The following is a 12,703-nucleotide window of genomic DNA, read 5'->3' on the forward strand; positions in this document are numbered from 1 at the left end:
TCTCGGGTGCCGTCCGGTGCACCGGTGCGGGCCGGGCGCCGGGGCGCGGCCGCGGCTGCGGCGCGCCGTACGGGCGCGCCTTGCGGTCCGCCCGGTCTCACTGATGGTAGGCGACCCCGACCACCTGCCAGAACGCGGCCCGGGCAGGTCAGGTGATCAGCTGAGGGTACGACGTGAACCTTCGATGACGGTCTGCGGTCGCGGACCGAACAGTTCTGCCGAACAACCGATCCACCGCCCCGGCGGTGTGCGTCGCGGCCCCGGGCCCGCCTGGGCATGCGGCAGACTTGGGCCCCGACGCCGTCGGCGGACCGGGCCGGTCCGGTCCAGTCCGCCGCGCGCGCAGCCGACCTCAAGGACCGGGGTGGGCGGCCCGGCGGCCGCCCCCGGTCCACGTGCCGAAAGGGGCATTGTGCCCATGAGCCCTGCTGTCAGCCCGACCGACGACCTCTCCCCCGAGCTCGCCGTCCCGTCCGCGGCCGCGCCCGGCGAGATCATGCTGGAGCTGGTCGACGACCACGGCGTGACCATCGGGACCGGGGAGAAGCTCTGGGCCCACCAGCAGCCGGGCCGGCTCCACCGCGCCTTCTCGGTGTTCCTGTTCGACCGGCAGGGCCGGATGCTGCTGCAGCGCCGCGCGCTCAGCAAGTACCACTCGCCGGGTGTCTGGTCGAACACCTGCTGCGGCCACCCGTACCCCGGCGAGCAGCCGTTCGTGGCGGCCGCCCGCCGCACCACCGAGGAGCTGGGCGCGGCCCCCGCGCTGCTCTGCGAGGCCGGCACCGTCCGCTACGACCTGCCGGACGAGGCGACCGGGCTGATCGAGCGGGAGTGGAACCACCTGTTCGTCGGGCTGATCACCGCCGAGCCGGACCCGGACCCGGAGGAGGTCGAGGACACCCGCTTCGTCACCGCCGGCGAGCTGCGCGCGCTGCGGGCCGAGAAGCCGTTCTCGGTGTGGTTCGAGACGGTCTTCGAGGCCGCGCTGCCCGGGATCCGCGAGATCGCCGGCAACGACTGGTGACAGCTCAGTAGTCCGGGTCCCCGTCGGGACCGTCCTCCGTCCCGGCGGGCCCCGGTACGGGCAGCGGCAGGCCGGCCCAGATCACCTTGCCGCCGTCCGCGGTGCGCTCCACGTCGCACTCGCCGCCCGCCTGCAGGGTGATGCTCTTGACCAGCAGCAAACCGCGTCCGCCCGGACGGGCCGGGTCGTTCTCCTGCGCCCTGGGGCGGTACGGGTGCCCGTCGACCACCGAGATCCGCACCCGGTCCGGGCCGATCACCAGTTCGCAGTGCACCTGCGGGGAGAGCGCCGCGGCGTGCGTGACCGCGTTCGACACCAGCTCCGAGACGATCAGCAGCAGGTCGTCCACCAGTTCCTGGTAGCGCTCCCCCGCCATGCCCTGGGCCAGCAGCCGGTCCCGCACCGCGTGTCTGGTGCGCGGCACCGAGGACTCGTGCGGGGCGGCGGTGAACCGCCACACGCCCGGCTGCGGCCCCGGCCGGGGCTCCCACCAGGTGGCCGCGTCCGCCGCCACCATCTCCGTCTCTTCCACTGCACGCCGCCCTTCACGCGGTGACGGGAGCTCGGCGGCAGCTGTCGGGCATCGGGCGTTCCGCTCAGGGCTCCCTGGTCACCCGAGGCTAGGAGAGCAGCCCCCGCCGACCCGCACCCGGACAGGAATCACGCGTGTCGTGAAGCTTCCCGACCGAATCCGCGCACGATGTGCCCTGTCCTGGCCGCCCGCACCACCGGGTCTGCCGCCAGAACACCCGCCCGAACCCCCACCACCAGCAGTTTCACCCCTTTCTTCGCCCACCTTGCCCCCCTCTGACCGATTTGCCCCGGCGCTTCGCCCCTGCGCCTCGAAAACGCAGGTGAGAAGCACTCCGGAAGCCTGGTAATGTTCTCTTTGTCGCCAGGGGGCAGCCGAAAGGAAGCCCGAAGGCGAGACACCCGGTCCGGGTGGCGGAATGGCAGACGCGCTAGCTTGAGGTGCTAGTGCCCTTTATCGGGCGTGGGGGTTCAAGTCCCCCCTCGGACACCAACGAAGAGGCTCCAGTTATCTGGGGCCTCTTCTGGTTTTTCGCGGCCTGCCGCGCGGGGTCGGCGGCAGCGCTTTGGCGGCCTCGGCCCGGTAGTCGGAGGCGGCCACGGGCTACTCGCCCGGTGCCCAGAAGCCTTCGGCGCGGCCCGTGGCGAGGCGGGTGCGGTAGGTGTGGACCTTGTGGTCGATGCGGGTCAGGTGGGACTGGAGCTCGGCCAACCGGGCGGCCACCTCGGCGCGGTGGGATTCGAGGAGGGCGAGGCGGTCGGGTTCGTTTCCGGGGCCCGCGGTGACGAGTTCGGCGTAGTGGCGGATGGTGCGGATCGGCATGCCGGTGGCGCGCAGGCGGGTGCAGAGGTCGATCCATTCGAGGTCGCGGCGGTGGTAGCGGCGGCGGCCGCCGGGGGTGCGGTCGATGGGGGTGACGACCAGGCCGGCGCGCTCGTAGTAGCGCAGGGTGTGGACGCTGACGCCAGTCCGTTCGGCGGCTTCGGCGATCGTCAACCCGTGGGCGGGAAGCGCGGGTTGGGGCTTGATTTCGAGCACGCTCGAAATCGTAGCGTCGGCGCGACAGGCCGGGCTGGGCGTCAACTGCCGGTCCGGGAACGGGCGGAGGGGATCTGGTGTCCGAACTTGGCGGTCGGCGGAAGCAGTTGGTGCTCGCGGTGTGCTGCGTGAGCATGGTGATGGTGGTGCTGGACATCACCGTGGTGAACGTGGCATTGCCGTCCGTGCGAAGGGAGTTCAGGGCGTCGGTGTCGGCGCTGCAGTGGACGGTGGACGCGTACACGCTGGTGCTGGCGGCGTTTCTGCTGCCGGCGGGGGCCGCGGCGGACCGGTGGGGGCGGCGGCGGGTGTTCATGGTGGGGCTGGCGCTGTTCGGGCTGGGGTCGGCGCTGTGCGCGCTGGCGCCGGGGGCGGGTGCGCTGGTGGGGGCGCGGGCGGTGCAGGCGGCGGGCGGGACGATGCTGAACCCGGTGGCGATGGCGATCGTGGCGACGACGTTCCCGGGGCGGGAGGAGCGGGCCCGCGCGGTCGGGGTGTTCGGGTCGGTGTCGGGGTTGTCGTTGGCGCTGGGCCCGGTGCTGGGCGGGGCGCTGGTGGACGCGCTGGGCTGGCGGGCGGTGTTCTGGGTGAACCTGCCGGTGGTGGCGGCGGGCCTGGCGGGGGCGGCGCGCTGGGTGCCCGAGTCGCGGGCGGCGCGGGTGCGGCGCTTCGATCCGGTGGGCCAGTTGCTGGTGGTGGTGCTGCTGGGCGGGGTGGTGTTCGGGCTGATCGGGGCGGGCCGGGACGGCTGGTCGGCGCCGGTGGTGTGGGGGCCGCTCGCGGCGGCGGCGGTGGCGGTGCCGGTGCTCGGACGGTGGGAGTCGCGGCGGGCGGATCCGCTGCTGGAGCTGGGCCTGCTGCGCAGCGTCCCGGTGGTGTCGGCGCTGGTGATGGCGTTCGCGGCGCTGTGCGCGTTCGGGGCGTTCCTGTTCGCGGTGACGCTCTACCTGCAGGGGGTGCGCGGGATGTCGGCGCTGCGGGCGGGGTTGTGCCTGGCGCCGGTGGGGGTGCTGATCGTGCTGCTGTCGCCGTGGACGGGCCGGGTGGTGGGGCGGCGGGGGACGCGGCTGCCGCTGCTGGTGTCCGGGGCGGCGCTGGCGTCGGCGGGCGTCCTGTTGCTGCTGATCGGCCCGGGGACGCCGGTGCCGGTGCTGTTGGCGTCGTTCGCGCTGGTGGGGGTGTTCCAGGGGACGGTGAATCCGCCGGTCACCACGACGGCGGTGGCGGGGCTGCCGGTGTCGATGGCGGCGCTGGCATCCGCGTTGGCCTCGGCGGCCCGGCAGACGGGTTCGGCGGTGGGGGTGGCGGTGGCGGGCACGATGCTCGCGGGCAGTGCGGCGGCGAGCAGCGCGGCGGCGGGCGGCGCGGCGTTCACCTCGGCGGCGCACGGGGTGTGGTGGCTGCTGGTGGCGGCGGGTGTGCTGATCGCACTGCTCGGCGGGGCGGGGCCGGGCCGCCGGTCGAGTGGGCCCGGGGGCGGACGTCAGGCGGAGGCGCGGGCGCAGTCGGCGCAGAGTCCGCGGTAGGTGACCTCGGCGGTGGTGATGGTGAAGCCGAAGCGCTCGGCGGCGGGGAGGGCGGCCAGCGGGTCGCCGGTGGGGTGGACGTCGCGGATGGTGCCGCAGGCGAAGCAGACCAGGTGCTGGTGCGGCTGGTGCGCGTTGGGGTCGTAGCGCTTGGCCCGGCCGTCGGTGGCGACTTCGAGGATCTCGCCGAGGGTGACGAGTTCGCCGAGGGTGTTGTACACGGTGGCGCGGGAGATCTCGGGGAGGCGTTCGGCGGCGCGCGCGTGGACCTCGTCCGCGGTCAGGTGGACGTGGTCGCCGTCGAGGACCTCGGCCACCACCCGGCGCTGGGAGGTCAGCCGCCAGCCCCGGTCACGCAGACGTTCGAGCAGGTCACTCATGTGTTCATCCATTCAGCTCAACAGACGCCCGAACTGTACAGGGGGCGCGGCCTGGCGCCGATTCGAGCGGAAACCACCACCCGATTGAGGGAGTTCTTGACTTAGACTGTGTCTATCTTAGGATCGACTCCGGCGAACAGCCAAGGTGCCCGCCAGAGCCAAGGCGCCCGTCAGAAGAGTGCGATCTGCCCGACCCGGAGGGACTCCCATGCCCGAGAACGACGACGCCATCGTCACCGACCCCAAGTCCGAGGGTGCGGGCGGCTGCCCGGTCGCGCACGGCCGCGCGCCCCATCCCACCCAGGGGGGCGGCAACCAGCAGTGGTGGCCGAACCGGCTGAACCTGAAGATCCTCGCGAAGAACCCGGCGGTGGCGAACCCGCTGGGCGCGGACTTCGACTACGCCGAGGCGTTCAACAGCCTCGACCTGCCCGCCGTGAAGCGGGACATCGAGCAGGCGCTCACCACCTCGCAGGAGTGGTGGCCGGCCGACTTCGGCCACTACGGCCCGCTGATCATCCGGATGGCCTGGCACAGCGCCGGCACCTACCGGATCTCCGACGGCCGCGGCGGCGCGGGCGCCGGCCAGCAGCGCTTCGCCCCGCTGAACTCGTGGCCGGACAACGCCAACCTGGACAAGGCCCGCCGAGTGCTGTGGCCGGTGAAGAAGAAGTACGGCAAGAGCCTGTCCTGGGCCGACCTGCTGATCCTGTCGGGCAACGTGGCGCTGGAGTCGATGGGCTTCCAGACCTTCGGCTTCGGCGGCGGCCGACCGGACGTCTGGGAGGCCGACGAGGACGTCTACTGGGGCCCCGAGACCACCTGGCTGGGCGACGAGCGCTACACCGGGGACCGTGACCTGGAGGACCCGCTGGGCGCCGTCCAGATGGGCCTGATCTACGTCAACCCGGAGGGCCCCAACGGCAACCCGGACCCGATCGCGGCGGCCCGCGACATCCGCGAGACCTTCCGCCGGATGGCGATGGACGACGAGGAGACCGTCGCGCTGATCGCCGGCGGCCACACCTTCGGCAAGACCCACGGCGCCGGCCCGGCGGAGAACGTCGGCGAGGCCCCCGAGGGCGCGGGGCTGGAGGAGATGGGCCTCGGCTGGAAGAGCACCTACGGCTCCGGCAAGGCCGGCGACGCGATCACCTCCGGCATCGAGGTGATCTGGACGAACACGCCGACCACCTGGGACAACTCCTTCTTCGAGATCCTGTTCGGCCACGAGTGGGAGCTGACGAAGTCCCCGGCCGGCGCGCACCAGTGGAAGCCGAAGGGCGGCGCCGGCGAGGGCACCGTGCCGGACCCGTTCGACCCGGCGAAGAAGCACGCCCCGCAGATGCTCACCACCGACCTGTCGCTGCGCTTCGACCCGGTGTACGAGCCGATCGCCCGCCGCTTCCTGAACGACCCGAAGGCGTTCGCGGACGCCTTCGCCCGCGCCTGGTTCAAGCTGACGCATCGCGACATGGGCCCGGTGGTCCGCTACCTCGGCCCCGAGGTGCCCACCGAGGAGCTGATCTGGCAGGACCCGCTGCCGAAGGCGCAGGGCGCGCCGATCGACGCGGCGGACATCGCCGCGCTGAAGGAGCGGGTGCTGGCCTCCGAGCTGACCACCGCCCAGCTGGTGTCCACCGCCTGGGCGGCGGCGGCCTCGTTCCGCGGCAGCGACAAGCGCGGTGGCGCGAACGGCGCCCGGCTGCGCCTGGAGCCGCAGCGCGGCTGGGAGGTCAACGACCCGGAGCAGCTGGCGCAGGTGCTGCCGGTGCTGGAGAGCATCCGGTCGGCGTTCAACGCGCAGGGCGGCCACCAGGTCTCGCTGGCCGACCTGATCGTGCTGGCCGGCACCGCCGCGGTCGAGCGGGCCGCGCGGGCGGGCGGCGTGGACGTCGAGGTCGCCTTCCACCCGGGCCGGGTGGACGCCACCCAGGAGAAGACCGACGTGGAGTCGTTCTCGGCGCTGGAGCCGAAGTCCGACGGCTTCCGCAACTACCTGGGCAAGGGCACCCGGCTCCCCGCCGAGTACCTGCTGGTGGACAAGGCGAACCTGCTGAACCTGTCCGCCCCCGAGCTGACGGTGCTGGTCGGCGGCCTGCGGGTGCTGGGCGCCAACCACGGCGGCTCGCAGCACGGTGTGTTCACCGACCGTCCGGGCACCCTGAGCAACGACTTCTTCGTCAACCTGCTCGACATGGGCACCACCTGGGCGCCGGTCGCCTCCGACAACACCCTCTTCGAGGGCCGGGACGCCTCCGGTGCGGTCAAGTGGACCGGCACCCGGGCCGACCTGGTGTTCGGCTCCAACTCGGAGCTTCGGGCGGTGGCCGAGGTGTACGCCTCGGACGACGCCGAGCGGAAGTTCGTCGAGGACTTCGCCGCCGCGTGGACGAAGGTGATGGACCTGGACCGCTACGACCTGGTCTGACGCCGACGCACTGACGAGGGCCCGGTTCCGCGCGAGCGGAGCCGGGCCTTCGCGGTGCGCGGGTCAGTGGCGCAGTTCCAGGGTGCAGCACTTGACGGCGCCGCCGGCCCGGAGCAGTTCGGTGAGCTCGACGCCGATCGGGGTGAAGCCGCGCTCGCGCAGCTGCTCGGCGAGGCCGGTGGCGGCTTCGGGGAGAACGACGCGGGCGCCGTCGGAGACCGCGTTGAGGCCGAACACCCGGGCGGCGTCGGCGTCGGCCAGGATCGCGTCCGGATAGAGGCGTTCCAGGACGGCCCGGGAGTCGGCGTCGAAGGCCGGCGGGTGGTACATGATCTCGTTGTCGTCGAGGACGGCGAGCGCGGTGTCCAGGTGGTAGTAGCGCGGGTCGACCAGCCGCAGGGTGACCACCTCGCGGTCGAGGAAGGCCGCGGCCTCGGCGTGGGCGGCGGTCTCGGTGCGGAAGCCGGTGCCGGCCAGGATCCGGTCGCCGACGACCAGCAGGTCGCCTTCGCCCTCGTTGACGTACTCGGCGTCCCTGACCTGCCAGCCCCGGTCGCGGAACCAGTCCGCGTAGGCCGGGCCCTCGGCGGCGCGCTCCGGGTACCGGAAGCGGGCGCCGAGCACCTTGCCGTCGACCGCGGTGGCGCCGTTGGCGGCGAACACCATGTCGGGCAGGCCCGGTAGTGGGTCGATCAACTCCACGGTGTGGCCGAGGCGTTGGAACAGCGAGAAGAGCTCGTCCCACTGGGCGAGGGCGGTGCCGGTGTCGGTGGGTTTGGCCGGATCCATCCACGGGTTGATGGAGTAGTCGACGGTGAAGTGCGCGGGCCGGCACATCAGGTAGTGGCGCGGGCGGGCGATTCGCGGCGACACGGTGGTGTCTCCTTCCGGGCTTCCGGGCAGGGCAGCGGGACGTGATGGTCGATCAGTTCCGCTGCGTCGGGCGGGAGTTCGATGGTTTCAACTGCCGATGGACTGCGGGAAGGCGAACAGTCCGTCCGGGTCGTGGCGGCGCTTGGTGGCCACCAGCCGCGGATAGTTCGCACCGTAGTAGGCGGTTCGCCAGTCCCGCAGGTCGGGGTCGGTGAAGTTCAGGTAGGCGCCGCCGGTCGTGTGCGCGGCGATCAGGTGGTCGAGTCCGGCCAGCCAGTCCAGGTGGGGGGCCGGGTCCTCGCCGGGGAGCCAGGAGGTGTCCAGACTGACCAGGTACTGGGCGTCGCGGTGGACGAAGGCGGTGGCCTGCGGGTCGACCCGGTTGATCGCGCCGCCCCAGCCGAACAGGGCCAGGCCGCAGCCGTCGGCGTTGCCGCTGCGGGGAGCCTCGGCGATCCGCGCCAGCGCGGCGTCGACCGCCTCGGCCGGCAGCGGGTCGGCGGCGAAGTGAGTGCGGACGGCGAACGCCCCTCCGCTGGTCTCGTGCTTGAGGTAGTCCATCGCGTCCCAGAAGTCCCGGTCGGCGATCTCGGCGCGCAGCGGCTGCCCGGCGGCGAGGGCGGGGGCGAGCAGGTCGCGCAGGTCGGCGGCCGGGCCGAGGTGCAGACCGACGGTGGAGACCAGGGTGCGGCCTCCGGAGGTGGCGACGCCCAGGCGCAGCGAGGTCTCATCCGGGGCGGTGCGCATCAGGTGCTGGACGGCCGCGAGGACGGCCGGGGCGTGGGCGACGTCCCAGAGCAGCAGGCAGGTGGCCGCGGCCGGGGCCTCGACGGCCTGGAAGGTGAGGTCGAGGTTGATGCCGAAGTTGCCTCCGCCGCCGCCCCGGCAAGCCCAGTACAGGTCCTCGTTCTGCTGGTCGTCGCAGGTCAGGACGGTGCCGGCGGCGGTGGCGAGAGTGGTGGCGCGCAGCGTGTCGGCGGTCAGGCCGAGCCGGCGTGAGGTGGCGGCCGAACCGCCGCCGAGAGCGAGCCCGGCGATGCCGACACCCGCGCCGTTGCCGAGCGGCAGGGCCAGCCCGTGCGGGCGCAGCGCGGCGTAGAGCGCGCCGGTGAGGACGCCGCCGCCGACGGTGACCTGGCCGCTCCCCGGGTCGACGGTGATGACGTCCAGCGCCCGCAGGTCGACCACCAGGCCGGAGTTGACGGAGTGCCCGGCGTACGAGTGCCCGCCACCGCGCGGGACGATCGGAACACCGTGGTCGCGGGCCCAGTCAATGGCGCGCAGCACGTCGGCGCGGTCGGCCGCCCGCAGCACGGCGGCGGGGCTGCGGTGGGCCCAGCGCTCATTGAACGCGGCGGACGAGTCGTGGAACGCGGCGTCGCCGGGGTGCAGCAGGGGGCCGGTGGTGTGCCTGTCGAGCAGCACCCAGTCGGGGGTCATCGGGCGGCCTCCACCGTGACATCACCGCTGCGCGGGGCCGGCGGCACGCGGCCCCCGACGAGGCCCGGGGAACCGCACCCCTCCGCCCGGGGGGCGATGCCGCCGCAGCGCAGGGCAACGGAGCGAAGGACGCCGCGCTCCCCCGCCCGGAGGGGGTCGGTGGGTGGGTGGAGGGTGGTGGGGGGCGGGCCGTCGCGGTGGGGGGCGGCGGGGGGCATCAGGTGAGCTCCTCGATGGTGGAGGTGCCGGTGGTGGGGTGGGGGCCGTAGCGTTCCCAGGTTTCGTGGAGGCGGATGCGGCCGTCGGGGGTGAGGGAGGGGGTGTTGTGGGTGCGGCCGCAGATGATTTCGCCGTCGGTGAGGACGAAGGTGTAGCCCATGGCGAGGGTGCCGTCGGGCCGGCGGGTGCCGGCGGTCCAGCCGCGTCGGATCGCGCCGCCGGCGATCTCGCCCCAGACCAGGTCGCCCTGCTGGTGGTAGACGGCGACGGTGCGGTGGTCGCCGTCGGGTGCGTGGAAGCGGCGGCCGTCGTAGTCGAGGTGGCGGGGGTTCATGCCTGCCACCAGATGGCGTAGTAGGCGAAGTCCTCGCTGTGCGGGTTGGCGACGGCGTGGTCGGTGTCGGCGGGCAGCAGGACGAGGTCGCCGGCGGCGATGGGGTGGCTGCTGTGGGCGGTGCGGACTTCGCCGCGGCCGCTCATGCAGATGAAGAGTTCGCGTTCGGTGTGCTGGTGGGTCTCGGTGAGGTCGCCGGGGCGCAGGACGCACCAGGCGCCGTGGAAGGGGGTGGTCAACTCGCCCCAGGGGTGGAGGAGTTTGAGGTCGAGGCCGTGGGCGCGTTCGAGCTGTCGGGGTTCCTGGCGGCGGATCACCAGGCCGGGTGGCAGGCCGGTTTCGGGCATGGCGGGCTCCGTTCGGGACGCGGTGGTGGTCAGCGGGCGGCGGCGTGGCCGAGTCCGGCGTCGCGGGCGAGGACCAGGGCCTGGGCGCGGTCGGCGACGCCGAGTTTGCCGAGGATGCCGGAGACCCGGTTGCTGACGGTTTTGGAGGCGAGGGCGAGTTCCCGGGCGATGGCGGTGTTGGAGCGGCCGGCGGCGAGGTGTTCGAGCACGTCTCGTTCGCGGTCGCTGAGTTGGGGGAACGGGTAGCTGCGCGGGCGCTGGCCGGTGCCGATCAGGGTGCCGAGGCGGGCCGCGATGGCGCGGTCGAAAATGGCCTCGCCGGCGCCGACGGCGAGGACGGCGCGGACGATCTGGTCGGCGGTGGCGCGTTTGACGAGGTAGCCGCGGGCGCCGGCGTGGAAAGCGGCGGCGACGGCCTTGTCGTCGTCGAGGGTGCTGAACACCAGGACTCCGGTGGCGGGGGTGAGGCGCACCACCTGGTTGATCATCCGCATGCCGGCGCTGTCGTCCATCTGCGGGTCGAGGACCAGGACGTCGGGCCGGTGCCGGGCGGTGGCGGCGAGCACCTCGCCGGTGGTGCCGGCCTCGCCGACCACCGCCGCGCCGTCGCAGGCCTCCACCATGGAACGGACGCCCTGCCGGACGGCGGGTTGCATGTCGGCGAGCAGCACGGTCAGCGGCCCGGAACTCCCGTGCTGGTTCATCGTCCCCTCGCGGCGTGTGGTGGTGCGGCGGTGGTGCGGCGCGCCGGCGGCGAGACGACCGGCAGTGACGGTTCCGTTACCTCATCATGATCTGATCAACTCAACACCTCAAGTGTTCTATGTCACATAGGAGTTGACAGATATGACGGTCGGTCGGCCGCCTCCCGGGCCTTGCGGGCGATCTCCTCGCGCTCGCGCCAGTGCGACCAGAACGCGCCGGTGTAGCCGAGCCCGCCGAGGCTGGTGAGGAACGGGTTGTCGGCGTAGTTGTTGTCGTGCTCGCTCATGCCCTCGACGGTGGGCAGCATGACCCGGTGGTGGTCGGCGGGGTCGACCAGCGCCCACAGGTCGGCGACCGCGCCGTGCCAGCGCTCCTCGGGGTCGGCGGCGCGGGCCGGGTCGGGCAGCAGGCCGGGCGAGAAGTAGCAGACCAGCCGGAAGTTGCCGTGCTCGTCGAACATGAACTGCCGCTCGTACTCGGCCGGGGAGGCGCACATCCGCAGCGGCTTGAGCACGATCGGGCCGTCGGCGGTGTTGGACTGCAGGCCGGGGGCGGTGCGCACGCCCGCGCACTGCTCGGCGAGGTCGATGCCCATCGGGGTGTACGGGAACAGCCGCAGGCCGAGCGAGAAGCCGGTGACGGTGGCGTCCAGCGCCATGAAGGCGTCCACGCAGGCGCGTACCGTCTCGGGGGTCTCCCCCGGCATGCCGAACAGCGCCTCGACCATGGTGAGGATGCCGCGTTCGTGGCACAGCCGCACCAGGCGCTCGGTGTCGGCGAAGGTGTAGTAGGTGCCGCCCTTCTCGGTGACCTTCCAGCCGCTGAGCACCTCGGGGCGGATGTGGTCGCTGCCGACGTTGACGCCCCGGCAGCCGGCCGCGGCCAGCAGGTCGGCGAACTCCTCGTCGAACGGGCTGGGTTGGCAGTAGACCCAGAGCCGCAGCCGGTTCAGCGGATTGTCGGGGTCGGCGTGCCGGCGGCGGACGATCTCCCGCAGCAGGTTCTTGGCGTGCGCGACGGAGAGGTTGAACTCGCTGTCGGTGGTGTGCTGGTCGAGGATGCCCTGCGCGGCCAGCGACTCCATCTCGTCGACCACGGAGGCGAGTTCGCGCTGCCCGTAGCGGGTGCCCTTGGCGTCGGGTTCGACGCAGTGCGCGCAGCGGTAGGCGCAGCCGTTCTTGGTCAGGATGGAGCCGAGGCCGCCGCGCCGGTAGTACTCCAGGTTGTCCACCCGGCGCGGGACGCCGGAGCGCCGCCGGTACACCGAGAGCCGGTCGACCTGCCACACCCGGGGCTCGAACTGTCCGGTGGCGTCGGCCTGTTGGGTCTCGCCGTGGCGGATCGTCAGCACCGCGGGCGGGACCCGGACGGCACCGTGTTCGGTGTTGCGGATCAGGCCGGGGATGCCGGTGGTGTCGCGGCCCTCGGCGACGGCCCGGGCGAGTTCGCAGAGGATCTTCTCGCCGGGGCCCTTCACGCCGTAGTCGATGCCGAAGTACTCGACCAGGGCGAACGGCATGGTCGAGAAGCCGATGCCGCCGCCGACGATGGGCGCGTCGGTGAGCCGGCGGATCTCGGTGATGATCTCCCGGTGCTCGCCGACGAACGGGCGCTGCTCGAAGGCGTACACGGTGTCGGTGTTGCGGACGGTCACTCCGACCAGCATCGGGGAGCGCTCCGCGAAGTACTCGTGGAGGCAGATCTTCCAGTCGTCGCGGCGGAAGGTCAGGTCGAGGACCTCCACTTCGAAGCCGGCGTCCTCCAGCGCGGTGGTGAGCACGTCGAGGGCGTAGGGCGCGATCGGTGGATGCACCTTGTTCGGGTTGACCAGCAGGACGGGTCTGCTCATCGGGG

12 protein-coding genes and 1 tRNA gene are annotated in these 12,703 nt (G+C 72.8%); 4 read left to right on the plus strand and 9 right to left on the minus strand.

From position 1 onward, the window contains the following. Positions 1-418: 418 nt before the first annotated feature. Positions 419-1,024 carry an isopentenyl-diphosphate Delta-isomerase gene (idi, locus tag ACFV18_RS10970; protein ID WP_380481654.1) on the plus strand — a complete coding sequence of 202 codons (606 nt, stop codon included), beginning with the start codon at positions 419-421 and terminating at the stop codon, positions 1,022-1,024. 4 nt (positions 1,025-1,028) lie between these two features. Here idi and ACFV18_RS10975 read toward each other — a convergent pair whose 3' ends face one another. Continuing rightward, entirely contained in the window at positions 1,029-1,541 is a 513-nt protein-coding gene (locus ACFV18_RS10975) for an ATP-binding protein (RefSeq protein ID WP_380481986.1), read from the minus strand. A 419-nt stretch (positions 1,542-1,960) separates the two neighbouring features. On the opposite strand from ACFV18_RS10975, the gene ACFV18_RS10980 reads away from it, so the two are divergent. Beyond that, positions 1,961-2,048, plus strand: a tRNA-Leu gene (locus tag ACFV18_RS10980). A 111-nt stretch (positions 2,049-2,159) separates the two neighbouring features. Here the strand turns inward: ACFV18_RS10980 and ACFV18_RS10985 are convergent. Next, positions 2,160-2,594: a MerR family transcriptional regulator gene (locus tag ACFV18_RS10985; RefSeq protein WP_380481655.1), complete on the minus strand. Its 435-nt coding sequence runs from the start codon at positions 2,592-2,594 to the stop codon at positions 2,160-2,162. A gap of 77 nt (positions 2,595-2,671) precedes the next feature. Here ACFV18_RS10985 and ACFV18_RS10990 point away from each other — a divergent pair, with 77 nt between their 5' ends. Beyond that, a complete protein-coding gene (locus ACFV18_RS10990; protein ID WP_380481656.1) occupies positions 2,672-4,120 on the plus strand; it encodes an MFS transporter in 1,449 nt (482 codons plus the stop codon). On the opposite strand, the gene ACFV18_RS10995 is transcribed toward ACFV18_RS10990, so the two are convergent. Further along, entirely contained in the window at positions 4,078-4,500 is a 423-nt protein-coding gene (locus ACFV18_RS10995; RefSeq protein ID WP_380481658.1) for a Fur family transcriptional regulator, read from the minus strand. The two genes, ACFV18_RS10990 and ACFV18_RS10995, sit on opposite strands and share 43 nt — an antisense overlap. Before the next feature lie 208 nt (positions 4,501-4,708). Here ACFV18_RS10995 and katG point away from each other — a divergent pair, with 208 nt between their 5' ends. Continuing rightward, positions 4,709-6,931: a catalase/peroxidase HPI gene (gene katG, locus ACFV18_RS11000; protein ID WP_380481660.1), complete on the plus strand. Its 2,223-nt coding sequence runs from the start codon at positions 4,709-4,711 to the stop codon at positions 6,929-6,931. Between the two features lie 63 nt (positions 6,932-6,994). Here katG and ddaH read toward each other — a convergent pair whose 3' ends face one another. From ddaH to tsrT, 6 genes are all read right to left on the minus strand, one after another. Next, positions 6,995-7,804, minus strand: a complete 810-nt coding sequence (ddaH, locus tag ACFV18_RS11005) for a dimethylargininase (protein WP_380481662.1) — start codon at positions 7,802-7,804, stop codon at positions 6,995-6,997. Positions 7,805-7,891: 87 nt separating this feature from the next. Beyond that, on the minus strand, positions 7,892-9,244 hold the full coding sequence (locus ACFV18_RS11010; RefSeq protein WP_380481663.1) for an FAD-binding oxidoreductase: 1,353 nt from the start codon (positions 9,242-9,244) through the stop codon (positions 7,892-7,894). Positions 9,245-9,461: 217 nt separating this feature from the next. Continuing rightward, on the minus strand, positions 9,462-9,797 hold the full coding sequence (locus ACFV18_RS11015; RefSeq protein ID WP_380481665.1) for a hypothetical protein: 336 nt from the start codon (positions 9,795-9,797) through the stop codon (positions 9,462-9,464). After that, the gene (locus tag ACFV18_RS11020) at positions 9,794-10,144 is read right to left on the minus strand and encodes a cupin domain-containing protein (RefSeq protein ID WP_380481667.1); all 351 of its coding nucleotides are present in this window, start codon (positions 10,142-10,144) and stop codon (positions 9,794-9,796) included. Before ACFV18_RS11020 ends, ACFV18_RS11015 begins: the two co-directional genes overlap by 4 nt. Positions 10,145-10,173: 29 nt before the next feature. Further along, positions 10,174-10,848 (minus strand): response regulator, encoded by a 675-nt coding sequence (locus tag ACFV18_RS11025; RefSeq protein WP_380481669.1) that lies wholly within the window; start codon positions 10,846-10,848, stop codon positions 10,174-10,176. A gap of 122 nt (positions 10,849-10,970) precedes the next feature. Next, positions 10,971-12,698 (minus strand): tryptophan 2-C-methyltransferase, encoded by a 1,728-nt coding sequence (tsrT, locus tag ACFV18_RS11030; protein WP_380481671.1) that lies wholly within the window; start codon positions 12,696-12,698, stop codon positions 10,971-10,973. Between the last annotated feature and the right edge of the window lie 5 nt (positions 12,699-12,703).

Origin of the sequence: Kitasatospora sp. NPDC059673, from assembly GCF_042734215.1 — a bacterium.
In the GTDB taxonomy this organism is placed as follows: Bacteria; Actinomycetota; Actinomycetes; order Streptomycetales; family Streptomycetaceae; genus Kitasatospora.

Excerpts from the sequence above, each read along its gene's own strand:
- ACFV18_RS10975 (WP_380481986.1), bottom strand. The coding sequence starts at position 1,541 with ATGGTGGCGGCGGACGCGGCCACCTGGTGGGAGCCCCGGCCGGGGCCG.
- ACFV18_RS11020 (WP_380481667.1), bottom strand. The coding sequence starts at position 10,144 with ATGCCCGAAACCGGCCTGCCACCCGGCCTGGTGATCCGCCGCCAGGAA.
- ACFV18_RS11010 (WP_380481663.1), bottom strand. The coding sequence starts at position 9,244 with ATGACCCCCGACTGGGTGCTGCTCGACAGGCACACCACCGGCCCCCTG.
- katG (WP_380481660.1), top strand. The coding sequence starts at position 4,709 with ATGCCCGAGAACGACGACGCCATCGTCACCGACCCCAAGTCCGAGGGT.
- idi (WP_380481654.1), top strand. The coding sequence starts at position 419 with ATGAGCCCTGCTGTCAGCCCGACCGACGACCTCTCCCCCGAGCTCGCC.
- ACFV18_RS11015 (WP_380481665.1), bottom strand. The coding sequence starts at position 9,797 with ATGAACCCCCGCCACCTCGACTACGACGGCCGCCGCTTCCACGCACCC.
- ACFV18_RS10995 (WP_380481658.1), bottom strand. The coding sequence starts at position 4,500 with ATGAGTGACCTGCTCGAACGTCTGCGTGACCGGGGCTGGCGGCTGACC.
- tsrT (WP_380481671.1), bottom strand. The coding sequence starts at position 12,698 with ATGAGCAGACCCGTCCTGCTGGTCAACCCGAACAAGGTGCATCCACCG.
- ACFV18_RS11025 (WP_380481669.1), bottom strand. The coding sequence starts at position 10,848 with ATGAACCAGCACGGGAGTTCCGGGCCGCTGACCGTGCTGCTCGCCGAC.